The 23,195-nt window shown below is 42.6% G+C and carries 27 protein-coding genes and 1 pseudogene; 9 read left to right on the forward strand and 19 right to left on the reverse strand.

The window, feature by feature from the left end:
• Positions 1 to 42: 42 nt before the first annotated feature.
• A complete protein-coding gene (gene rpmG / locus IGI77_RS11915) occupies positions 43 to 192 on the forward strand; it encodes a 50S ribosomal protein L33 (RefSeq protein ID WP_005229384.1) in 150 nt (49 codons plus the stop codon).
• Positions 193 to 623: 431 nt separating this feature from the next.
• Positions 624 to 815, forward strand: a complete 192-nt coding sequence (locus IGI77_RS11920; RefSeq protein ID WP_159160891.1) for a hypothetical protein — start codon at positions 624 to 626, stop codon at positions 813 to 815.
• A gap of 38 nt (positions 816 to 853) precedes the next feature.
• Here the strand turns inward: IGI77_RS11920 and IGI77_RS11925 are convergent, their stop codons facing one another.
• The 4 genes from IGI77_RS11925 to IGI77_RS11940 form a co-directional block, all read right to left on the reverse strand.
• Positions 854 to 1,120 (reverse strand): hypothetical protein, encoded by a 267-nt coding sequence (locus IGI77_RS11925; protein WP_438770137.1) that lies wholly within the window; start codon positions 1,118 to 1,120, stop codon positions 854 to 856.
• 332 nt (positions 1,121 to 1,452) lie between these two features.
• Positions 1,453 to 1,644, reverse strand: a complete 192-nt coding sequence (locus IGI77_RS11930) for a hypothetical protein (protein ID WP_144809626.1) — start codon at positions 1,642 to 1,644, stop codon at positions 1,453 to 1,455.
• 2 nt (positions 1,645 to 1,646) lie between these two features.
• A complete protein-coding gene (locus IGI77_RS11935) occupies positions 1,647 to 1,982 on the reverse strand; it encodes a hypothetical protein (protein WP_438770138.1) in 336 nt (111 codons plus the stop codon).
• Between the two features lie 272 nt (positions 1,983 to 2,254).
• Positions 2,255 to 2,704: a hypothetical protein gene (locus IGI77_RS11940; protein ID WP_144809622.1), complete on the reverse strand. Its 450-nt coding sequence runs from the start codon at positions 2,702 to 2,704 to the stop codon at positions 2,255 to 2,257.
• A gap of 208 nt (positions 2,705 to 2,912) precedes the next feature.
• Here IGI77_RS11940 and IGI77_RS11945 point away from each other — a divergent pair.
• From IGI77_RS11945 to IGI77_RS11970, 6 genes and pseudogenes are all read left to right on the forward strand, one after another.
• A pseudogene (locus tag IGI77_RS11945) lies at positions 2,913 to 3,231 on the forward strand (MazG nucleotide pyrophosphohydrolase domain-containing protein).
• Between the two features lie 151 nt (positions 3,232 to 3,382).
• Entirely contained in the window at positions 3,383 to 3,634 is a 252-nt protein-coding gene (locus IGI77_RS11950) for a hypothetical protein (protein ID WP_087627764.1), read from the forward strand.
• 70 nt (positions 3,635 to 3,704) lie between these two features.
• Positions 3,705 to 4,115 (forward strand): FosX/FosE/FosI family fosfomycin resistance hydrolase, encoded by a 411-nt coding sequence (gene fosX, locus IGI77_RS11955; protein WP_284591883.1) that lies wholly within the window; start codon positions 3,705 to 3,707, stop codon positions 4,113 to 4,115.
• A 64-nt stretch (positions 4,116 to 4,179) separates the two neighbouring features.
• Positions 4,180 to 4,566 carry a VOC family protein gene (locus tag IGI77_RS11960; protein WP_438770139.1) on the forward strand — a complete coding sequence of 129 codons (387 nt, stop codon included), beginning with the start codon at positions 4,180 to 4,182 and terminating at the stop codon, positions 4,564 to 4,566.
• A gap of 254 nt (positions 4,567 to 4,820) precedes the next feature.
• Positions 4,821 to 6,215: a Y-family DNA polymerase gene (locus tag IGI77_RS11965; protein WP_015510066.1), complete on the forward strand. Its 1,395-nt coding sequence runs from the start codon at positions 4,821 to 4,823 to the stop codon at positions 6,213 to 6,215.
• A 143-nt stretch (positions 6,216 to 6,358) separates the two neighbouring features.
• A complete protein-coding gene (locus tag IGI77_RS11970; RefSeq protein ID WP_005229370.1) occupies positions 6,359 to 6,634 on the forward strand; it encodes a hypothetical protein in 276 nt (91 codons plus the stop codon).
• Between the two features lie 34 nt (positions 6,635 to 6,668).
• On the opposite strand, the gene IGI77_RS11975 is transcribed toward IGI77_RS11970, so the two are convergent.
• The 4 genes from IGI77_RS11975 to IGI77_RS11990 all read right to left on the reverse strand — a co-directional run bounded on the left by IGI77_RS11975 (position 6,669) and on the right by IGI77_RS11990 (position 9,122).
• A complete protein-coding gene (locus IGI77_RS11975) occupies positions 6,669 to 7,127 on the reverse strand; it encodes a hypothetical protein (RefSeq protein WP_005229368.1) in 459 nt (152 codons plus the stop codon).
• 67 nt (positions 7,128 to 7,194) lie between these two features.
• A complete protein-coding gene (locus IGI77_RS11980) occupies positions 7,195 to 7,563 on the reverse strand; it encodes a thioesterase family protein (protein ID WP_005229366.1) in 369 nt (122 codons plus the stop codon).
• A gap of 7 nt (positions 7,564 to 7,570) precedes the next feature.
• Positions 7,571 to 8,785, reverse strand: a complete 1,215-nt coding sequence (locus tag IGI77_RS11985) for a CCA tRNA nucleotidyltransferase (protein WP_005229364.1) — start codon at positions 8,783 to 8,785, stop codon at positions 7,571 to 7,573.
• Positions 8,772 to 9,122 (reverse strand): nucleotide pyrophosphohydrolase, encoded by a 351-nt coding sequence (locus IGI77_RS11990; RefSeq protein WP_005231912.1) that lies wholly within the window; start codon positions 9,120 to 9,122, stop codon positions 8,772 to 8,774. The genes IGI77_RS11985 and IGI77_RS11990 overlap by 14 nt, the downstream gene beginning before the upstream one ends.
• A gap of 137 nt (positions 9,123 to 9,259) precedes the next feature.
• On the opposite strand from IGI77_RS11990, the gene IGI77_RS11995 reads away from it, so the two are divergent.
• A complete protein-coding gene (locus IGI77_RS11995; RefSeq protein WP_010749295.1) occupies positions 9,260 to 10,165 on the forward strand; it encodes a YitT family protein in 906 nt (301 codons plus the stop codon).
• A 44-nt stretch (positions 10,166 to 10,209) separates the two neighbouring features.
• On the opposite strand, the gene IGI77_RS12000 is transcribed toward IGI77_RS11995, so the two are convergent.
• The 11 genes from IGI77_RS12000 to rpsA form a co-directional block, all read right to left on the reverse strand.
• The gene (locus IGI77_RS12000) at positions 10,210 to 10,767 is read right to left on the reverse strand and encodes a YpiB family protein (protein WP_005229358.1); all 558 of its coding nucleotides are present in this window, start codon (positions 10,765 to 10,767) and stop codon (positions 10,210 to 10,212) included.
• A gap of 9 nt (positions 10,768 to 10,776) precedes the next feature.
• Entirely contained in the window at positions 10,777 to 12,036 is a 1,260-nt protein-coding gene (locus IGI77_RS12005; protein WP_005229356.1) for a tetratricopeptide repeat protein, read from the reverse strand.
• Positions 12,037 to 13,086, reverse strand: coding sequence for a hypothetical protein (locus IGI77_RS12010; protein ID WP_005229354.1), 1,050 nt, complete (start codon positions 13,084 to 13,086; stop codon positions 12,037 to 12,039). It abuts the gene before it with no gap.
• Positions 13,087 to 13,249: 163 nt separating this feature from the next.
• On the reverse strand, positions 13,250 to 14,503 hold the full coding sequence (gene ilvA / locus IGI77_RS12015; protein ID WP_438770140.1) for a threonine ammonia-lyase IlvA: 1,254 nt from the start codon (positions 14,501 to 14,503) through the stop codon (positions 13,250 to 13,252).
• Positions 14,504 to 14,514: 11 nt separating this feature from the next.
• Positions 14,515 to 15,504 (reverse strand): ketol-acid reductoisomerase, encoded by a 990-nt coding sequence (ilvC, locus tag IGI77_RS12020; protein WP_438770141.1) that lies wholly within the window; start codon positions 15,502 to 15,504, stop codon positions 14,515 to 14,517.
• Positions 15,505 to 15,554: 50 nt separating this feature from the next.
• Positions 15,555 to 16,031 carry an acetolactate synthase small subunit gene (gene ilvN / locus IGI77_RS12025; protein ID WP_005229349.1) on the reverse strand — a complete coding sequence of 159 codons (477 nt, stop codon included), beginning with the start codon at positions 16,029 to 16,031 and terminating at the stop codon, positions 15,555 to 15,557.
• A 4-nt stretch (positions 16,032 to 16,035) separates the two neighbouring features.
• Positions 16,036 to 17,736, reverse strand: coding sequence for a biosynthetic-type acetolactate synthase large subunit (ilvB, locus tag IGI77_RS12030; protein WP_438770142.1), 1,701 nt, complete (start codon positions 17,734 to 17,736; stop codon positions 16,036 to 16,038).
• A 2-nt stretch (positions 17,737 to 17,738) separates the two neighbouring features.
• Positions 17,739 to 19,427 (reverse strand): dihydroxy-acid dehydratase, encoded by a 1,689-nt coding sequence (gene ilvD, locus IGI77_RS12035; RefSeq protein WP_015510070.1) that lies wholly within the window; start codon positions 19,425 to 19,427, stop codon positions 17,739 to 17,741.
• Positions 19,428 to 19,994: 567 nt separating this feature from the next.
• Complete coding sequence (locus tag IGI77_RS12040) at positions 19,995 to 20,270, reverse strand: HU family DNA-binding protein (protein WP_003126821.1); 276 nt, start codon at positions 20,268 to 20,270, stop codon at positions 19,995 to 19,997.
• A gap of 234 nt (positions 20,271 to 20,504) precedes the next feature.
• Positions 20,505 to 21,815, reverse strand: coding sequence for a ribosome biogenesis GTPase Der (gene der / locus IGI77_RS12045; protein WP_005231911.1), 1,311 nt, complete (start codon positions 21,813 to 21,815; stop codon positions 20,505 to 20,507).
• 163 nt (positions 21,816 to 21,978) lie between these two features.
• Entirely contained in the window at positions 21,979 to 23,193 is a 1,215-nt protein-coding gene (gene rpsA / locus IGI77_RS12050; protein ID WP_438770143.1) for a 30S ribosomal protein S1, read from the reverse strand.
• Between the last annotated feature and the right edge of the window lie 2 nt (positions 23,194 to 23,195).

A 23,195-nucleotide genomic window follows, 5' to 3' on the forward strand; every position in this document is an offset into this window, starting at 1 on the left:
GAGATTTCTTAGAGGATTCTTGTATCGTTAGGGGGGAAAATCATGCGCGTAAACATCACATTAGAGTGCACTTCTTGTAAAGAACGCAACTACTTATCAAACAAAAACAAACGTAACAATCCTGATCGTTTGGAAAAGAAAAAATATTGCCCACGCGAAAGAAAAGTTACTTTACACCGCGAAACAAAATAATGCTATTTAAGAAGTTCGCAAACGCTGATAACCAAGGCGTTTGCGAACTTCTTTTTTGAATCAATACTTTCACCGTAGATTTAAGATTACCATTCGAACATAAACACCCCTCGCCGACTTTTCCATGGATGAAGGGTTAATTTTGCAGTAATTGACTTAGATTACTGCCGAATAACGACGGTTTCAACTGCTCCGATCCAGCTCGTCAGACGTAAACAGCAACCATGACTTTTGAAACTAGTGCTACTTTTTTTGCAGTTCATCATCAATCGTCACTACTCTTTATCTTGATGCAAATGAAAGGAATGAATCTAATGTCGAAGAATATGAAAAGAAGGAAAATTCTAAATTCCGCCTTGGTGATACTTGTGGTTTTAATCGCCATCTCTATCGTAATGAAACTTATTCAACTTTTTTAGGATGGAGAGCGAGTGTTGATTGAAAAGAAAACATCTGATGCTCAACTTAAAGTATCGAGAAGATGGCAAGAAAAGAATAAAGAACAAATGAAACACGTCCGCAATCGCCCTGGAGCTAAGGGTTACATCAAAAACGCATCTCTTGAAGAATTGCAGGAATTAGAGAAGTTGATCGCAGAACGCAAAAAGCCCTATCGAGTTTAGGACAGGGCTTTTGAATTGTCATATTGCGATCGACTATATTATTGCCATGTAGCGACATGCGTTGGTCGTTTGTCGAAATAATTAGGTAAATCGTATGGTGATGCGATCAAAGGTTGATACATTCCGCCCACTTGAGCAGCCGCGGATGAGTACCAATATGCCTGCCAGACAATTTTTGAACAATACGTAGGATCCTTTTCAAAGATCTTCATATTGATTCCGTAACTATAGTTTTTGAATTCATAGTTATTCTTAGCCCATCGAGCCGCATCTGTTGGTCGGTATTGTGAGGTCGGATGATACAACTTAGTCCACCTATTTGTTCCGCTGTAGCGTCTCATCCATTCAAAAATCCCAATTACTTCCGGTTTATATCCCGGACCTTGGATAGATAAAATCCCGCCATTACCTAATGTACCTAAAAAAATTCCTCCATGGCCAGTCAATCCTCCTAGAGAGGTTCCGTTCGTAATTAAAATATCACCCGCCTGTGGGTTTCCAGCGACACTTCGGAATTCTGGTGCAACCGTATCTGTCGGTGGAGACGTGGTAGCTAATTGGACATATATCTCAAACGTTACTTCTTCGTCGAAAATTCCTAATTCTCGGTACTGTTCATATTGATCTCGTAACGTCTCTAAATCAAAATTTTTGATGATCGCTGTTGGTTCTGTCTTAACTCGTTTTCCTCAAACTTATCTAGGTCTTCTCCGGTCAAGGCATATTTACTCAAAAAGTCTTTCATCTCATCTGCGATTACTTTTTCACCATTAAATACTACGACAGTAAGAATTCCGATAAAGCCCAAAATCCAAATGATTTTTTTCATAATCATTCCTCTTCTAAAAATATTTGGTCAGTACTATGGTAATAGCCTCTTTCTACATATCCACGAATCCAATTCTTTTTTGTAACCGAATAATCATAGCTATACGTCACAGGACTATTTCTTATGGTAAATCTAATATCTACACCTCCCCGTACACTTTTTATATCTTTAATTACCTGAATAATATGGATTTCGTCTGGTTTTAAGCCATATTCATTTTCAAGTAATCGATATAATTCTTTTTCAGCAACATATTTTTTATACGAAATCTGGTATGCATAAGTCACACAAGATCCCATAACCAAAATGGCCAATAAAAATAACAGTATTTTTTTCATAAATATCACCTCTATTCATGATGTGCCAATTTAATTTATTTATACAATAACTATCGCATATCTCCCTCAAAAACAATAGCAACATATTGTTTACATCCTAGTAGCACCTATAGAGTAAACTGTAAGTTGCCCCTTCATCATGTTAAAAAAACGCAAAAAAGCCCTATCCAATTAAGGGTAGGACTTTTTAGATATGATTTTATCAATATTGACAGTAGTTGTGTCATTTCTACATCATCTACATAGATTCGACACTTTATCAATAAAAAAAATCAAATTTTCTTACGCATTTTCAAAGTACTTCTAGCAAAGAAAAATAAACCTAATAAACTGCCTGCCTGATGCAAATAATTTAAAAAATTCAATTGCCACTTTATATCAAAAAACACTAGAAGCAATTCTATAAAGATTGAAACAAGAAAGAAAAATAAACCAAAGTACATAGGACTAAAACAAGAGTCTATATAACCAGCTGCGTCTAATTCTTGAATATCTTCTCTGGCAGAAAACGCAACCTTATTACCAATCATACTATACAAGAACCGTGTAAAAATTGTATTAACTGTCAATAAGTTATAAATAGAATCTTTACCTAACAAAACTTCTTCCACTGGATAGTTTCTCTCATAAATAAAGTAAACCACGTTGCAATAGTGATAAAAGCACAACTCAAAAATCAAAGACATCTTATTTTTATAGACCCCGCTTTGAATTGCATTCATTTTATTCACTCCTATACGAGATTAAAACCTACATACTCTAAAATTTCAGATCTATTTTGCTGGTATTTGATCCAAATCTATTCTTCAATGTTTTTTTCGAATTCTTTCACTACAATTAGCTGTTGCTATAAACTTTGTCTAGTAATATACTACTTCTAAGATTTTAATAAATGATAATAAAAATTTCAGTTCAATGAGGAGGAGCTTAATGGAAAGTTTATCAATCAAAGATATTCAAGATTACCTGTCAAATAAATACAATGATAAAGGAACACCTGAAAGTTTATTCATGAAACTCGTCGAAGAAATTGGAGAAGTAGCTGAGGCCCTCAATCAAGCAAATGGAAGAAAAAACGGAGTGGATACATCTCTTGAGAAAGAGCTTGCTGATGTTTTTACATTACACAATTGCTATTGCTAGTGTTGCTAACATTGATTTAACCTCCGTAATATTAGAAAAAGATAAAGAAGCTTCGAAAAGATATGGTAACCAGATTAATTTGAAGGAATTTTTGTCGGCCAAATAAAGCGACCACACCCTATACGGAGTGACTCCCAGAGGAGAAGCGAGATGGAAAATTTCAGTATGGATACAATTGATATAACCAGCTGCCCTTTCAATATACTTTGAGTATCATCCGACCCTTTCATGCTATACTGCCTATAGGAGGTGAACCCATGCTTGGCAATTTTACGTATCTACCTAGTAACTATCGTCTGTTTTATGGCGCTTTTCTTTTTGCTCTTATTGGAAATATGCTTTTCATTTTCATCAAACACCCTGCTTGGACCTTTAGCCTACCGACGGTGATTGTCCTTTTCTTAATAAATGTCTTCTTTTGGACAAAATACACGAAGAAACTTATTCCTTGCGCAACAGATGCACTGTTTTATGTTCTGCTCTTCCTCTTGGTATTTCACAATCACTAACATAGTGCTTCTTTTGATACTGATTGTTTCTCTTTCCCCTATTTCGTCATAACAAAGGAGTGTTGATGCGATGGAGATTTCCCATATCACGTTGATCGTACAGAATTTAGCAAAGACAACAACGATGCTGGAAACATTGTTTGATGCAGAGGAAGTTTATGATAGTCAAGACCAGGCCCATTCTTACTTCCCAGAAAAATTCTTTTTGATCGATGGTTTATGGCTTGCTGTTATGGAGGATGCCACCCAGAAGCTGCCGAAAACGTATAACCATATTGCCTTTAAAATCGATCAAGCTCAAATCGATTCCTTGATTACGCGCATCCAAGGACTAGGATTGAAGATCGAAAAAGATCGTTCCCGCATCAAAGGCGAAGGTGCTTCTATTTATTTTTATGACGATGACAACCATTTGTTTGAACTACACACTGGTACGTTGGCTGAACGGTTGCACCATTACCGTCGGACAGAAACGAGGTGATCTTCATTGCTAGCAACTGCATTGACTGTTATGTAAAGAACGCCCACATGAAAGGAAGAAAACAATGAAACTAGATATGGTCGGTATTATCACAAAAAACATGGAACAGGCACTGGCTTTTTATCAAGTACTTGGCTTCACGCCATTAGGTCAGCACTCAGAAGATTATATGGAATTAGCAAACGACGGGGTTCGCATCTCCTTGAATAGCCGCCAGATGGTTGCTGGGATCTACGGACATGCACCAATGACTGTGGGTGATACGATTGAATTAGCCTTTTTATGTGATTCTCCTGAAGAAGTTGATGCCCTTCATGCAAAAGTCATTGCTGCCGGGTATCAGTCTTTCAAAGAACCTTGGTCTGCCTTTTGGGGGCAACGCTATGCCATTGTCAAAGACATAGACGGCAATCTCTTAAGTTTGTTTGCAACTCTACCTGCCGAAAATTGATTTAAGCTACGACAGTCGGTCCAATGGATCGGCTGTTTTTTTATCCGTTTTTCGGGTAAAAAGACAAAACCCCGTATGTATGTCCAATCGAATTCTGATAATCTGAAATGAATGTATTCCTTATAAACCAACGTTTCCCATCATTATAAAACAAAAATAACTTCTCTATAAAAAAACAAATCCCCCTCATCCGCTCCTGTTCGCTTGACAAAAAAGAACAAACGTTCGTATAATCTCGGTAAGGAGTGATAAAAATGGGTGGTTTTAATTATGCGCTCGAGCCAAAACGCGATATCTTATTTATCGATGTCAAAAGTTTTTATGCTTCTGTCGAATGCATCTCTCGCGGGTTAGATCCTATCCAAGCGATGCTGGTCGTCATGTCACATTCTGACAATACTGGTAACGGCTTAGTCTTAGCAGCTTCCCCAAAGGCAAAATCGGTATTGGGGATTTCAAATGTGACTCGCAATGACAACCTGCCGACACATCCCGATTTGTACAAAGCATCGCCGCGTATGAGTTTTTATATCAAAGAAAATACCAAAGTCAATAATGTCTTTCGCAAATATGTTGGACAAGACGACTTGCTGCTCTATTCGATCGACGAAACGATGATGGATCTGACCCGTACATTGGATCTTTTCATTCCCGATAAAACGATCTCTCGCGAAGAAAAACGTTGGTTGATTGCCCAGCAAATTCAAAAAGACATTTACGAAACAACGAAATTGTATGTCACCATCGGCATTGGCGACAATCCATTGTTAGCAAAACTAGCTTTAGATAACGAATCCAAACACAATCGTTCCTTGATCGCTGAATGGACCTATGACGATGTACCGACAAAAGTTTGGCAGATCGCCCCTATGACAGAGTTTTGGGGGATCGGTCGGCGCACAGAAAAACGACTTCACTTGATGGGGATTGAAACGATCGAGCAATTGGCTCACGCCAGTCCTGATCTTTTACGCAGTCGCATGGGGATAATTGGCGAGCAGCTCTATCATCACGCCCATGGCATTGATCGCACGATTTTATCTGAACCGACACCACAAGTGATGGAAAAAAGCTACGGCAATAGCCAAGTCCTACATCGCAATTATTATTTACAAGAAGAAATCGAGATCGTCATCAAGGAAATGGCGGAGCAAGTTGCCGCTCGGATTCGCCGTCATCATTGTCAGACCGCTTGTATCAATGTTTACATCGGCGTAGCCTTTGGTGAAACTGCCTCTGGTTTTTCCCGACAAATGAAGATCCCGCCAACTGACAATACCCGCAAACTTGTGGCTCATTGCCTGTTTCTCTTTCGAAAATTTTATACGGGGCAAGTCGTTCGCCACATTGGTATTACCTATTCAAAATTGGTTTATACAGAAAATGTCCAGCTGGATCTTTTTGAGCAAGCAGAAGCGCAGTTGCGCCAGCGTAAATTAGATTTGATCATCGATAAGATTCGTGAGAAATATGGCTTCACTTCGATCGTTCATGCCACAAGCCGAATGGAAGGCGCTCGCGCCATTGCTCGCAGCAAATTAGTCGGCGGACATGCCGGTGGTCTAGATGGGATCGCTAATATAGGACCCGTCCATCAGCAAAAGGAAAAAGAACCGTTTGCTGATGGTTCGAAAAATACTGGCACTTGATTCGTTTTTCTTTCCTTTTTGCTGACAAATCTTAAGATAACATTAACAAACGGTCCATTTTTTAAAGATTTATGTAATTTCGATTCGCCCACCTCCCCCTTTGTTCTTTTCTAAGGTACTTTAATAGCAAGGAGTGTGAGCAGATGAAAATTGACAAAATCGAATACAAACGAGTCATCAACGGTGCGGGACACCTTGAGTACGATTTGCTGCAATATTTAGAAAAGAATCGGGCGACTGCTGCACAAAACCTGAAACAGTCTGAGATCGATTACCTTTTAGAAAAAGATATTCAGCATCGTATCATCCAACATGCGCGTAAGAGTTTCTTTGGCGATACGATCGTTTTAAAAGATGAATATGCCGAAGATTATCTTTTATTAAAAAAGTATACGGATATGTTCCAAGAATCATTCTAAAAAAAACGCAGAACCAACTGGTTCTGCGTTTTTCTTATTCTTCGAAATGTTCTTTATAAACATCATCGACTGTCTGGTTCGGGTCGATTACGATATAAAGGCTCTTCGTTTTCTCACTGATTTTTGTTGATTGGTATACGTTATCCAATCCTTCCGTATCTTTGTCCTTATATGGGAAATACACAAGATCCGGTGTACCGTTACGGTAAAGAATTTCCATCCGTTCGATATCTTCATATTTCAACGCACGGGCAAACATCCCTAATTCAAGCCCACCTAAGTTGATGTCATGCGTTGCCACATGATCGCCTTCTTGGAAGATTTCAATTTTGAACCCAGCACATGGATGAATCTCAACAAATTCGCTTCCGTGGATGCGGCCAAAACTGGTCGTGATTTGTTTGATCCACAAGTCACCGATGTAACGGCGCTCAATCGTCCATGTTTCTCCATTACGGAAATAAAATTTTAAAGCTTTCATTTCTCTAGCCATGACAAAACGCTCCTTTTTATTAGTAATACACTTTAATTCTAACACATAGTCGCCATCGGGACACAAATTAACTTTGTTTTTCGTTGACTTTTTTCATGAACCGAGAGATTTCCACTGCTGCTCGTTGATGCGTCCCATTGGCAATGATCTGTTGTTTCGCGTCTATTACCTGATAATGAAATTGGAGCCCCTGTTCTTTTTCCCACTGCACAAGAACTGTGATTGTCGCTCCAACTGGTGAAGGCTTCAAATGATTGATCGAAAACTTTGTACCGACGGTAGTAAACCCTTTATCTAAAGTAGGCTCAAGGGCTTCCCAACAGGTGTTTTCCACCATTGCTACCAATCGCGGGGTTGCTAAAACGTCTAATCCTCCAGAACCCAAAACAGCCGCAGTGTCTTGCTGTCCCACGATAAATTCTTTTTTGCTTTCCATTCTTCAGTTATCCCTCCTTTGCTAAATACGCTTGGACAAACGCTAATAGTGCTTCTTTTTCATTAGGGATTTTTCGTGTGATGACTGCAGCTTCGGCAGCGGTCAAGACTTCTTTGAGCCACGGACCAGAAGAACGATCGATCGTTTGCAGTAAATCACGTCCATTGATCGCCAACTCCTTCAGTGAATGGATCGGCAGCTGCTGATAGCGCTGACTGATTTTTGCTGGATCGTTGGGCTGATTGTCATAACGCAATAATCCTTCGGCTAAACAGGTTGCTTCTAGACCGAACTGATACAACACTAGGTCATTCCATTCGCCGTTTCGACGCGCGAGCAGTGCTTGATAAGCCGTGTGTACTTGGCGGATGCAGTCATTGGAACATTTCCAAGCTTTTAAAAAGCTGCGGACTGCCTCTGGCGCTAAACCCATTTGGTCAATGAGCAAAACCCAGGCCGCCGTTTCGTTTTCTAATGGGATCGCTGGCAGGTCTGCCATCCGCAGTAACGCCTCACCGTATTCCCGCAAGCCTGGGCAATAGATATAGCATTCGGTTTCTACTAGCGCCCGTAGTGCTTGGTTCCGATGATTGCCTAACAGCAATTTCACGAATTCAATCATGATCCGTTCAACAGAGATTTTTCCCAACAAGGCATGATTCGCATGGATAGCAGCCAATGTTTCTGTTTCTAAAACAAAGCCCAATTGACTGACAAAACGCAGCCCCCGCATCATTCGTAGGGCGTCCTCATGGAAACGTTCCTGGGGGTGACCCACTGCTCGTAAAATCTGATTATCGATATCTGCCAGACCATCGAAAAGATCAATGATGACACCATCTTCTTGAAGTGCCAACGCATTGATGGTAAAGTCCCGCCGTTTTAGATCTTCTTTCAGGGAACGGACAAAATCCACTTTGTCGGGTCTGCGGTAATCTTGATAGGCTGCTTCCGTTCGAAACGTAGTGATCTCATACTGCGCCTGCTCCCACAAAACCAACACCGTCCCATGCTCGATGCCAATGTCAATGGTTCGAGGAAAAAGTGCCTTGATTTCGGCTGGAAATGCACTGGTAGCAATATCGACATCATGAATCGGCTGGCCTAAGATTGTGTCTCGCACGCTGCCACCGACAAAGTATGCTTCATAGCCTGCGGCTTCGATTTTTTTTAAAAGCGGTGCAGCTTCTGCAAATTCTTTTGGTAGTTTAGTCAGTTTCATTTACTTTCCCATCTTTTCTTTCAAAACGATACGCATCCCGCTGATTGAATTTTGCCATATTTTCCTCAAACACTTCAGTCAGGTCGATGTCAAGTGAATTGGCCATGATCATCGTCACAAAGAGTACATCACCGAGTTCTTCTGCCACTGTTTTTTCAACTTCATCGCTTTTTTTATTTTTTTCCCCGTAATAGTGATTCACTTCTCGCGCCAATTCGCCGACTTCTTCGGTCAAACGAGCCATTTGGGCGAGGGGGCTGAAATAGCCAGTTTTGAATTGCTGAATATACGCATCGACTTCTTCTTGCATCGATGCCAAAGAACGTTTTTCTGTCATTTTCTCCACCCTTTCTCGTTTATCTTACCAAAAGAATGGCTGCCTGCCTAGATAGAGCCCCCTTCAGGATTTGTTGTGCATTCAATGATTTCGTGCTACATTGATACTTGTGGAAGTTGAATAACGGAGGAAACAGGATGCGGGCATTTTTTTCATGGCGAACGATTCGCGATATTGTTTTGATTATTTTTGGTACAAGTATCTATGGCTTCGGTCTAGTCTATCTAAATATCCCAAATGACTTAGCAGAAGGCGGTGTGACGGGGATCACCTTGATCCTGCGAGCCTTATGGGGAATCAATCCTGCCATCAGTACACTGATCTTAAATATTCCGATCATTTTGATCGGTGGCAAAATTCTTGGTCGACGCTCATTAGTGTATACGATTTTAGGAACTTTTGGTTTGTCTTTTTGGTTGGCATTTTGGCAGAGTGTTCCCCTGTTGATCGATCTGCAGCACGATCTGCTGATCGTTGCGCTCTTGGCTGGTTTGATTGCAGGGATCGGTAGTGGGATCGTCTACAAAGTCGGGGGAACGACTGGTGGAGTCGATGTATTGGCACGTATTTTAGAGAAAAACTTTGGGGTGACGATCGGTCGTTCGCTTTTGATCTTTGATGTGTTCGTCCTGTTGCTTTCTTTGACTTATATAGATTTGAACCGCATGATGTATACCTTGATTTTTTCTTATGTCTTCACTCGCGTGATCGATTCGATCCTAGATGGCGGCTATTCAGCCAAAGGGATCTTAGTGATCAGCAATCACAGCGAAGAGATGGCTCCTGTTTTAATGGATGAATTAGAACGAGGCGTCACGTTTTTACAGGGCGAAGGGGCTTACTCAAGAGTGTCGAAACAAATCATTTATATGGTGGTCAGCGGGCGGGAGATTTCTGAAGTCAAGCGCATCGTTCATGACTTTGATCCGCAAGCGTTTGTTTCTGTCATTAATGTCCATGAAGTCGAAGGTGAAGGCTTTACCTACTTAAGACCTAAGTCGCGGTTCTTACAGCGCAAAACCGCTGTTTCTAAAACAAAATAGAGACTGAAAAAAGCAGCCCCGGTTAAAGGGCTGCTTTTTGCTTGTTACCGGCTTTCTTCTTTTTGCTGGAGCAAGTGTCGATTTACTTCATCGGAAAGTTCTAAGAAGGCATCACGATCCCCATTTTCCAAGGCTAGATCGATTTGCCGATACAAGGTATCGATTTTGGTTTTTGTTTCTTCTTTTTCAAGATACTGAGTAACATGTTGGGTCATTTCTTGATCCAAGTGGTCGTTCCAACGTTCATAAGGATTGTCTTCTAAAACTGCTAAATAAAAGGATTGCGACCAAGAATCTGGGAAGAGACATTCAAGATACAAGGGTTGTTTCCAATTCATGCGAATCTCATGAAAAATCTGATCAATGTCATAAAAGGTCTGCCCTTCGATGCTCAAGACAAACGGTTCGCCCCCAATTTCTGTACTGCGGACACTCAAGCCCCGTTTGGCTGCGGCTGCCCCTTCTACAAAATGAACATTGGTCAAGATCGCTTCATGGTTCGCCAGATAGTTTAACACCCAAGAGACTTCTCGGCGGCTGAAGGAAACGGTCGAAACTAACCAATTAAGAAACTTTTTCTTTTCTTGTACATTGATGTTCATTTCTCTCACCTATCTTTCTAATAAGTCCTCCACGATCGACTGTACTTCTAAATCACCTGGCTCATGCGCCAAATAATGTTGCAGCAAATGAAGTGCTTCAGGTAAACGCCCTTCTTCACGTAAGAAAATGCCATATTCTTTCATAAATGCTGGCTCATGGTGCAAATCAGCATTGGCTTCTTCGTAATAGTTTGCTGCTTTGTCAAAATCTTCCAGCGCATTATACGCTTGCGCCAAATTCCAAAGGGCATGCGGCTGCTCATTGTCTTCCATTCGTTCGATGGTCAAGATCGCTTCTTGCCAACGCTCTTCATTCAAGTATAAATTACTTAAGGTCAGTAACGTATCATCTTCTTTGTCACCAGTCTCCAATGCTTTTAGTAAAAATGATTCTGCTGCTTCACTGTCATGAAGTCGGTAAGCATTCTCGGCAGCAAAATGATAGAAATCCACTTGATATGGATCTTCATGAATCCCTTCTTCGATCACACGCTGCGCTTCTTCCAGCTGCTCTTCTTCTTGCAATGCTTCTGCAAGATAAAGATACAAGGCACGGTATTGCGGATTCATGACCCGCAACTGCTGCAAGTAGCGAATCGCTTGTTCATTTTCTTTTAGCTGCAAATAGACTAAAGCTGTTTGAAAAAGACGCTCATCGGTCTGTTCGTCTTCTAGGCTTGCTTCAAAATATTCCAATGCCTCTTCAAACTTGCCCGCCATACTCAATGATGTACCAGTCCGTTCAACGATCGAGATCCCCGAAATATCCGTGATTTCTTCTTCCAGCAATCCTTGATAAAGGTCAACGGCTTCTTGATAGCGATCAGTCGAAAAGGCTAACTCAGCTAAGGCAAACCGTATCAAAGGTTCATCTGGCACAATGCTTTGCGCTTCTTTTAGTTTGGCTTCACTAACTTCAGGGATACCGATCAATTGGTAAAGATCCGCACTCAATAGCAAGGCTTGCAAATACGCTTCACTGGTCGGTGGTATTTGATCAATATAGGCAAAAGCCGTTTCGATCTGGTCTTCTTCCATCGCAATTTCTGCTAAAGGAAGCAGCAAAGCTTCATTATCAGGATGTCGTTGCTGCAAGGTTTCAAATAACGTTTTCGCCTCTTCCAAAAAGCCGATCTGCAATAGTTCATCACCTAAAGCGCCTAATGTCTCATCATCATCTTTTTGCAGAGCTTCGGTAAAATTTAATTGTGCTTCAGCCAGTTCTTCCGCGGCTAATGCTTTTAACATTTTTTCACTATATGTTTCCATTTAAACCCCTCGAATCTCATTGATTAATCGCTGATAAGTCTCCATCGTCTGGACGAGATCTTTTTCCTCGATTTTTGTTCTGCCCCCTATTGTACCAACTTTTGCCAAAAATAACAGTTTTTTTTCTTTTTGCTGCAATTCCAGTACATGACTGAAATATTCGCTTAATGAAAAAGACTCGGGCAATTCGATAGGAAAACCCAATCGGGCAAGCCATTGGCAGAACACGGGCAGATCGACAGTCAATTGCTGCTGCTGGACGGTCCACATAAAATGAAACAAAAAGCCAAAGAATAATTTCATCGCATCAGACAGCAAGTGCCCATTTTCCGTTCGATAAGCAGCATCAGCAAAGAGTTGGCCAAACTCCTCCAATTCGCTGCCTGATTGCTGGTATAGTTGGATCAACCGATCGGTATACGCAGCCAACGAATGTCTCATCAACGCCTGATGACTGGGATAGGTTCGATAAAGCTCTTTTAAAAACTCACTATCGGCAAGCACGCCACAACGAATCAGAGTCAAAAAATCGACCAATTTCCCATCGATCTGTTTTTCTGCGATCGTCTGATCGTAAATAACAAATTCGGGTGTATTAGGATTTTCCAGCATCGGGATATCTGGCTTTTTCACAACGATCGCTGTTTCTTTCACACTTTTAGCTAAGGCCCGCAAGGAAACGGGAATCAGCCAAAGCTGTGTCGTCAGAACCGACGTCGCGTGGATAAAACTGCTCAATGCCAACACACCTTCATTCCCAAAACCGACGATCAACAGCGGCTCTTGTTTTGAAAAGCGACCGAAGAAATCCATTGCAGCTTTAAACTCGCTAAAGTTGTTGCAATACATTTGATTGGTACAAATATACCAATTGACCTCTCGTGGCAAAAACAGGCGGGTCAATTTTTCTGAAAAGCGGTCATAATAGCGCTGATTCGTCAAAATGATCACCTGCTGCGGCTCGATCGACTGTTCTCTCATGACCGATGCTAGTGTTTCACCATAAGAAATTTGGGTTTCTTGTTCATTTCGGAAAAAAACAGCTTCCATCGGCTCACTCCTTTGCTACTACTTCCTATTATAACAAGAAGGAGCTTAAACACCTACTAAATCGCTAATGATTAGGAAGTATTTTCCTGTGATTGGTTCAACGATCCGATAAAAAGCAAAAAACATGATTTCCTCTTCTTCCAAAGGAAAATCATGTTTTTTCTTAAACCAAAAGTGAGTAGAGTGATTGATTTTGCTGAAGGTTAATATAGTTTTTGTCAAACTGTTCAATTCGTGACAGTAATGCGGGGAGATCTTTTTTGTGTTTCAACAAGATTCCCAGCATTACTGGTCCTGTTCCACGATTGATTTTTTTTGTATATTCAAACCTAGTGATATCATCATCGGGACCTAATACATGGCTAACAAATTCCTTCAACGCACCGGGACGTTGTGGGAAATTGACGATAAAATAATGTTTCAATCCTTGATAGATCAGTGATTTCTCTTCGATCTCTGCCATACGGGAACTATCATTGTTACCGCCACTCACAATACAGACGACTGTTTTGCCTTTGATTTGCTCTTTGATCAGATCCAAAGCTGCCACACTCAAGGCACCAGCTGGTTCAGCGACGATCGCTTGCTTGCTGTACAATTCCAGAATGGTTTGACAGATTGCGCCTTCTTCCACAGCTACCAATTGATCCACGTAGCGTTTGGCATGGGCATAGGTTTGAGCTCCGACTTGTTTGACCGCTGCACCATCCACAAAGGTTTCAATATGCTCCAGTGTCACTGGTCCTTGATGATCAAAGGCGGCTTGCATCGAGGCTGCCCCTACAGGTTCTGCTCCAACAACTTTTATCTTCGGTTGCTTTTCTTTCAAATAGGCTGCGGTTCCGCTGATCAAGCCGCCCCCGCCAATCGCTGCCACGACCAGATCGATCGTTACTTGTTTTTTTTCAGCATCCGCCAGCATCTCCACAGCAACGGTTCCTTGTCCTGCGATAATATTAGGATCGTCAAAGGGAGCAATGAAAGCCATTTGCTGTTCTTTTGCAAAGTGTTTAGCCGCTTGGGCTGCCGCATCAAACGTATCTCCCACCAATTCGATTTTGACATAATCTCCACCGAAAAAGAGGACTTGCGCGATTTTTTGCTGTGGCGTCGTTGTCGGCATGAAAATAACCGCTCGGATCTGCTGTTCTTGACAGGTATAAGCAACACCTTGCGCATGGTTTCCGGCACTGGCACAGACGACGCCACGACGAGTCAGTTCAGGATCTGCCTGGGTGATCGCATAGTAGGCACCGCGTAATTTGAAGGAGCGGACTTTTTGCAAGTCCTCTCGCTTCAACAAGACCGTCGCTTGATACTTCTCAGATAAAAAGCGATCATACTGCAGCGGCGTATGACTAACTGCTCCCCGCAGTCGCTCGTAGGCTTGTTCGATTGCAGAAACTGTCACCAACAAACGCGTCCCTCCTAATCTTTCGCAACAAACGGCATCATTTTCCGTAACTCGCTGCCGACTTTTTCAATTTGATGATTGCCGTTTTCCTCACGCATTTTATGGAATTCAGGGAAGCCGTTTTGATTGTCTTCAATGAATCCTTTCGCAAATTGGCCGTTTTGGATGTCTGTCAATACGGCTTTCATGTTTTCTTTGGCTTGTGCAGTGATCACCCGAGCACCAGAAACGTAGTCACCATACTCAGCCGTATTCGAGATCGAATGGCGCATTTTTTTGAAGCCTCCTTCATAAATCAAGTCAACGATCAGTTTCAATTCATGACAAACTTCAAAATAAGCCAATTCCGGTTGGTACCCCGCTTCTACCAATGTTTCAAATCCCGCTTCGATCATACTGGTCAAACCGCCACAAAGTACGGCTTGCTCACCGAAAAGATCGGTTTCGGTCTCTTCTTTAAAGGTCGTTTCCAAAACGCCGACCCGTGTGGCACCGATGCCTTTTGCATAGGATAAAGCCGTTGCTTGTGCGTTACCAGTCGCATCTTGATAAACTGCAAACAAGGCTGGTACCGCAAACCCTTCGGTAAAGGTTCGACGCACCAAATGACCTGGTCCTTTTGGCGCAACTAGAAAAACATCCACCTCTTTTGGTGGCGCGATCACATCAAAATGAATATTGAAACCATGAGCAAATGCTAATGCATTGCCCGCAGAAAGATTCGGTTCGATCTCATTTTTATACAACGATCTTTGGATCTCATCGGGTGCCAAGATCATGACTACATCCGCTTTTTGAACGGCTTCGGCTACTGGGAAAACCTCAAATCCATCGTTTCTTGCGGCTTCCGCTGATTTTCCTTCACGAATGCCGATAAAGACTTCATGACCTGTGTCCCGTAAATTTTGCGCATGAGCGTGCCCTTGAGAGCCGTAGCCGACGATCGCAATCTTCTTGTCTCCTAAATTATCTGTAACTTCCTCGTTGTAATATACTTTTACCATACTTGTTTCCTCCGAATTCTTTCTTTATTTTAAGCAATTCAAAATTGCACTTACCCTCTTGTAAAGCCAGTGACACCCGTCCGTGCCAATTGTTTGATGCCGTATGGACGTAAAACCTCGATGCACGCTTCTACCTTTTTCGTATCGCCAGCAACTTGCACAACGATTGTTTTTAGTGCCACATCGACAATGTGTGCTCGAAATGGATCGATCACTGCTTGGATCTCCGAACGGCTTGTGGTTGGCGCATTGACTTTGATCAGCACCAGCTCCCGTTCGATATGAGGAACTTCTGTAATATCAGAAACCTTCAAGACATCGATCTGCTTGTTCAGATGCTTAGTCACTTGTTCTGTTTCTGCCAAATCGTTCACGTTGACAATGATCGTCATACGTGAAAACTCTGGTCGTTCTGTCGTACCGACAGAGATACTCTCGATATTGACTTGACGACGGTTCAAGACACTCGTGATACGGCTCAAAACACCTGCTTCATTATGGACGATTGCTGCTAATACCCGTTTCATCCCCTTAGACCCCCATCATTTCATGATTGGCTTTCCCCGGTGGGATCATCGGCAGCACATGCTCAGATGGTGAGACCATTACTTCGATCAGCTGCGGCCCTGCTTGAGAAAAAGCTGCTGCCAATTGATCAACCAGTTGCTCTGGGGCATCGATCCGACAGCCTTCAATGCCATAAGCCTGTGCCAGTTTGACAAAATCAGGCTGCTGCGCAAAAACGGAGGCAGAGCGCCGCTTGCCATGGAATGTTTCTTGCCATTGGCGAACCATTCCTAAAGAGCAGTTGTTCAATAACACAAATTTGACATTCAAGCCATACTCATTCAAAATCGCAAATTCTTGGTTCGTCATTTGAAATCCACCATCGCCAACGAACACCACGACCATTTTTTCTGGATGAGCAAATTGAACGCCGATTCCTGCAGGGATGCCATAGCCCATCGTCCCTAGTCCGCCACTGGTGATCAATTGTTTGGGAAAGCGAAAAGGATAATACTGCGCGACCCACATTTGATGCTGACCAACATCGGTGATGACGTAAGCCTCTCCTTTGGTCAAACGCCCTACTTCTTCGATGACTTTTTGTGGTTTGATCTCTTGTGTCTGAGTGCGATCATAGCGATAAGGTTTTTCCTTTTTCCGTTTTTGGCATAGATCCAACCAAGTCGTCCAGGTTCCTCTTGTTGGTGGGTACCGCAGCATTTGCTGCAAAGCAGCCTTGGCATCGCCGACGATTGGGATCTTTGTCGTTACGATCTTTCCGATCTCCACTGGGTCAATATCGATATGAGCAACGATCGCCTGCTTGCCGAACTGACTGCCGGCCGTTGCTAGGCGATCATCGAAGCGAGAGCCGATATTGATAATCAAATCGGCTTCTGATAAAGCCATGTTCGCCGCATAGGTGCCATGCATACCGCCCATGCCTAAGAAAAATTGATGATCACTTGGCAGTAAGCCTAAGCCAAGCAACGTTGTCACTGTCGGCAACTTGTACTTGGCAATAAATGCATTTAGTTCAGCTGCAGCTGCAGCAGCGATCACGCCTGCACCCGCCAGTACCACTGGTCGCTGAGCTTTTTCCAAGACTTGCATCAGTTTTTCGATTTGCAGACGGGATGGCTCTGCCGTCGGCTGATAACTTTTCCTTGTGATCGGCAATGAGCAGGTTTCAGCGGTTTCTTGTAATGTAATATCTTTCGGAAGGTCGATGACAACCGGCCCTTTTCGCCCTGTGGAAGCGATATGGAAGGCTTCAGCGATCACTTTTGGCAGCTCATCGACACAGCGGACTTGGTAGTTGTGCTTCGTGATCGGCAACGTGATACCCAGAATATCCGCCTCTTGGAAGGCATCTTTGCCAATTCCTGGTACCGCCACTTGTCCCGTGATAACTACCAATGGTACGGAATCACTCATAGCATCGGCAATGCCCGTGACGACATTTGTAGCACCTGGTCCGCTCGTCACTAAAACGACCCCAACATTGCCAGTAGCTTTGGCATAGCCTTCAGCGGCGTGGATCGCGCCTTGCTCGTGACGCGTCAAAATATTCGGAATCGCTGCATCATATAATTGATCATATAACGGCAGGACGGCGCCGCCCGGATAGCCAAAGATCATTTCGACGCCTTGCTCTTGTAAGCTGTCCACTAATACTTGTGCGCCAGTCCTTAGATGCGATGCTTGATACTCGATATTTTCCATTGCTACTCCTCCTCATCAGGTACTCGCATAATCCCGCCCGTATTGGCAGAAGTCACTAAAGCGGTATAACGTGCAAGCCATCCTTTTTTCACTTTTGAACGAAACTTCGGTCGTTCTTGCGCACGCTGGGCAAGCTCTTCATCGGATACTTGCAGATTCAGCGTTCGATTTGGTAAATCGATAATGATTTCATCGCCATCGTTGACAAGGCCTAATGGACCCCCTGCAGCGGCTTCTGGCGAAATATGGCCAACGGCGATTCCTCGGGTCGCTCCTGAAAAGCGACCATCGGTGATCAAGGCGACATCTTTGCCTAACCCACGTCCAACGATGCTTGAGGTAGGCGCCAACATTTCTGGCATACCTGGTCCTCCTTTTGGTCCCTCATAGCGGATCACTACAACATGTCCTTTTTGTACGGTATGATTGTCGATGGCAGCAACTGCTTCATCATGTGAATCAAAACAGATCGCTTTGCCTTTGAACACTTGGACACTTGGATCGACCCCACCGACCTTGATGACACTGCCTTCTGGGGCGATATTACCGTACAAGATCGATAGACCACCCACAGGACTATAAGGGTTTTCTTTGGGATGAATAACTTCTTCGTTGTGGATCTTCGCTTCAGCGACATTTTCTCGTAACGTCTTGCCTGTGACAGTCGGTCGATCAGGATGAATCGCTCCCTCGATATCACAAAGCTCCCTTATGATTGCCGAAACGCCGCCAGCTTCATGAACATCGTGCATCGAATAGGCTGATGATGGCGCGATTTTTGAGAGATAAGGCACTCTTTTAGCGATTTCATTGACCCGTCTTAAGTCATAATCGATCTCAGCTTCATTGGCGATCGCTAAGGTATGCAACACTGTGTTGGTGGAACCCCCCATCGCCATGTCTAAAGCGAAGGCATCATCAATAGCTTCTTTGGTCACGATGTCTCGAGGTTTCACTTGTTTTTCAACAAGATCCATCAACTTAAAGGCGGCTTGTCTAACTAGTTCTCGTCGTTCTTCAGACACGGCAAGAATCGTACCATTGCCTGGCATTGCCAATCCTAAGATCTCTAAGAGACAGTTCATTGAATTGGCAGTAAACATCCCTGCACAGGAACCGCAAGTCGGACAGGCATTTTGCTCCATAAATTCAAAGTCTTCTTTCGTCATGTTGCCAGTCTTGTAAGTCCCCACGGCTTCAAACATGGAAGACAAGGTTATCTGGTGGCCCCGTGGATCAATACCGGCTTTCATCGGACCCCCAGAACAAAAGATCCCCGGTACGTTCGTCCGCATCGCTGCTAAAATCATGCCAGGAGTGATCTTGTCGCAATTCGGGATATAAAATACGCCGTCAAACCAGTGAGCATTGATCACGGTTTCTGCGGAATCAGCGATCAATTCTCGGCTGGGTAGCGAATAACGCATGCCAATATGGCCCATCGCAATGCCATCATCCACACCGATCGTATTGAACTCAAAAGGGATGCCGCCAGCTTCACGAATCGCTTCCTTAGCGATATCTGCTAACTCCCGTAAATGCACATGTCCAGGCACAATATCGATATAGGAATTACATATCGCAATAAATGGCTTGTTCATGTCATGGATATTTTTTACTTGTCCTGTGGCATAGAGCAGACTCCTAGCTGGCGCTGCATCGATCCCTTTTTTAATCTGATCACTTCTCACACTCATCATCTCCTGCATTTTGGAATAAAAAAAAGCATCCCGGTTATAAAAAACTGGGATGCTTTGCCAGAATCCCATTTTACTTACGCAAATAGGACTCAAACAAACGGATAATTTTTGCTTCCGTGTTCTAAGTCCTGGTATCAATAATAATGACTAATAAATATTGATTAAAATTGCGCATAGAAAATGGCTCCTTCATTAGAAATAGTAACGTTCTTGTAATTGTTTACCAATATACCCTTTGCAAAAACACTTGTCAACGAATTTTCTGAATTTTTTTTCAATAATGACAATTCCAAGGAACCCTTCCTCACATTAGATGTCATTTAATCGCTTGCTTCTTTTGATAAAAATGACTTTTAAATCACCTTTATTCTTGCTTGAGAATTAAAGTGTGCCCGCAACCCTTGTTTTTTTTAGACCAAAAGAAAAACAAAAAATATTTTTGAATTTTCTGACAATAATAACCGTTTCTTTTCCCATGCGATCCGCCTGCATGGTGGCAGTCCCTAGTTAGACAAAAGAAAAAACCCTTGATTACTCAAGGGTTTCTACAAGACTCAATTATTTCACTGCGTCTTTAAGAGCTTTACCTGGTTTGAATGCAGGTACTTTGCTAGCAGGGATCTTGATTTCTTCACCAGTTTGTGGGTTGCGTCCTTTGCGTTCTGCACGAGAACGAACTTCAAAGTTACCAAAGCCGATCAATTGAACTTTTTCACCGTTAGCTAAAGCGTCTTGAATTGTTGAGAATACAGCGTCTACTGCTGCAGTTGCGTCTTTCTTAGTTAAGTCAGTAGCTGCTGCAACTTTTTCGATTAATTCTGCTTTATTTGCCATGGATGGTTTCACCTCCTGATATTTTTTTTGATGTCATGCATCAACAAAAATCTTGAGTGGTCCAAGGTTTTTGTCAAATATTGATTACCATCAATATTCTGATATAACGTTATCATAAGAACCTTGTAATATCAAGGATTTTAACGTTTTTAGGGGGTTTTTTTTTGGTTTTTTCCCATTTTTCTAGAAAAGGACAGATTTCTTTGTAAAAAGAAACAAAGTATGATAAAATCTCTATTTTCTTCTGCGAGGAATGATCCGAATCGGCGTTCCTTCAAAAGTGAATGCCTTGCGGATTTGATTTTCTAAGAAACGTGCATAAGAGAAATGCATCAGTTCTTCTTCGTTGACAAAAATAACAAAAGTTGGCGGTTTGACAGCTACTTGCGTCGCATAAAAAATCTTCAAACGTTTGCCTTTGTCTGTTGGGGTTGGGTTGATCGCCACAGCGTCCATAATGACGTCATTCAACAACGCAGATGGAATACGCATGTTTTGATTCATGCTGACTTCTTCAATCAATTGCGGCAGCTTATTCAAGCGCTGTTTCGTCACTGCGGAAACAAAAATGATTGGCGCGTAATCCAAATATTGGAATTCGTCTCTGATTTCTTCTTCAAAATCACGCATCGTATTCGTTTCTTTTTTCAATGTATCCCATTTATTGACAACAATAATGATTCCTCGGCCTGCTTCATGGGCATAGCCAGCGATCCGTTTGTCTTGCTCGCGAATCCCTTCTTCGGCGTTCAAGACCATCAAGACGACGTCTGAGCGTTCAATGGCCCGCATCGCCCGCATCACACTGTATTTTTCAGTAGACTCGTAGACCTTCCCTTTTTTACGCATCCCGGCGGTATCGATCATGGTAAACTCTTGACCGCTTTCGCTGGTAAAATGGGTATCGATCGCATCACGAGTCGTTCCTTCGATATCAGAAACGATCACTCGCTCTTCCCCTAGAATTGCATTGATCAAAGAGGATTTACCGACATTTGGTCGACCAATCAAACTAAACTTGATGATGGAATCATCTTCTTCTTCTGCTTCATTGGTGAAGTGTTTGACTGCTTCATCAAGAACATCCCCGATCCCTAATCCATGACTTCCTGAGATTGGGTATGGATCGCCTAGACCCAAACCATAAAATTCATAGATGTCGGTACGCATCTCGGGATTATCAACTTTGTTGACGGCTAAAATCACGGGTTTGTTGCTTTTGTACAGCAAACGAGCCACAAGCTCATCAGCATCGGTTACTCCTTCACGAGCACTCGTAATAAAAACAATGACATCTGCTTCATCGATGGCGATTTCTGCTTGATGCTTGATTTGATCCATAAACGGCTCATCACTTAAATCGATCCCACCTGTATCGATCACGCTAAACTCACGGCCTAGCCATTCACCAGTGGCATAAATACGATCTCTGGTCACTCCTGGAGTATCCTCAACGATCGAAATTCGTTCTCCAGCTATCCGGTTGAAAATGGTCGATTTCCCCACATTCGGACGTCCAACGATCGCTATTGTTGGATTTGACATTTTTTACCCTCCATTTAAAAAAGCAGTCCTTGTACGCTGCTTCTTGTATTCAATCTTACTTAGTTTACCTAAAGCCATGGAAAGTTGCAAGCTTTCCTGGCAAACAAAAAACCAGCTTATAACAAATTCAAACATCGAATCGTTATAAGCTGATGGCATACAATTACTCTTCGTCGCTGTCTTTTAAGGCATCACCTAAGATATCACCCATAGTAAAACCAGTTGATTCTTCTGGCAATTGATAGTCGTCCTCTGAAACCTCTTGTGTTTCATTGGTGTTTTCGGCTTTTTCTAATGCTTTGATACTTAATGCGATTCGGTGTTCTGAAGGGTTCACTTCAAGCACTTTCACTTGCACTTCATCACCTTCTTGTAAGACTTCATGTGGTGTCGCAATGTGTTTATGGGAGATTTGTGAAATATGGATCAGCCCTTCAACACCTGGGGAGACTTCCACAAACGCACCGAAGCTTGTCAAGCGTTTAACAGTCCCTGTCAAGACACTGCCAACAGCCGCTTGCTCTTCAATATTGGTCCAAGGTCCAGGCAATGTGTCTTTGATCGAAAGTGACACACGTTCTTTGTCTGCATCAACAGATAAGATACGCACATTGACGGTATCGCCAACAGATAAAACGTCACTCGGTTTGCCAACATGTCCATGAGAAATTTCAGAGACATGGACAAGTCCATCGATGCCGCCAAGGTCTACGAAGGCACCAAAGTCGGTCAAACGCGCTACTTTTCCTTCTACTTCTTGTCCTTCATATAAATCAGCTAATAAAGCTTCTTTTTGTTTTGCTTTTTCTGCTTCGACAACTGCTTTATGAGAAAGGATCAAACGGTTTTCTGAAGGCTCGATCTCAACGATTTTGAAGGTCAATGTTTTCCCTTTGTAATCTTCGAAATCCGCAACAAAATGGTCTTCGACCATTGATGCTGGGACAAACCCACGAACACCTACATCAACCACTAACCCGCCCTTAACGACGTTGGTGACTGGTGCTTCAATGATTTTTCCTTCTTGGAAATCTTTTTCGATATCTTCCCAAACTTTTTTCGCGTCTAAGCGACGTTTAGAAAGGAGATAGCTGCCGTTTTCTTTGTCTTTACCAATTGCTGAAATCACAACCAATTCTAAGACATCCCCAACTTTGACTGCTTCGTTGATGTCTTCAACAGGTAAAGTTGATAATTCTTTTGCAGGAACAACGCCTTCAACGCCGGCGCCTTCGATCCCTACGATCGCTTGTTTATCCTCAATGGCCAATACCTCACCTTTAACGATATCTCCAACTTTTACTTCTTGGAAATTGTCTAAAGCGGCTTCCATTGATTCATTTCCACTCTCAACCTGATTATTTTCAAATTCTGTCATCT

It is taken from the genome of Enterococcus sp. DIV0213h, assembly GCF_051711285.1.
Lineage (GTDB): Bacteria > Bacillota > Bacilli > Lactobacillales > Enterococcaceae > Enterococcus_D > Enterococcus_D casseliflavus.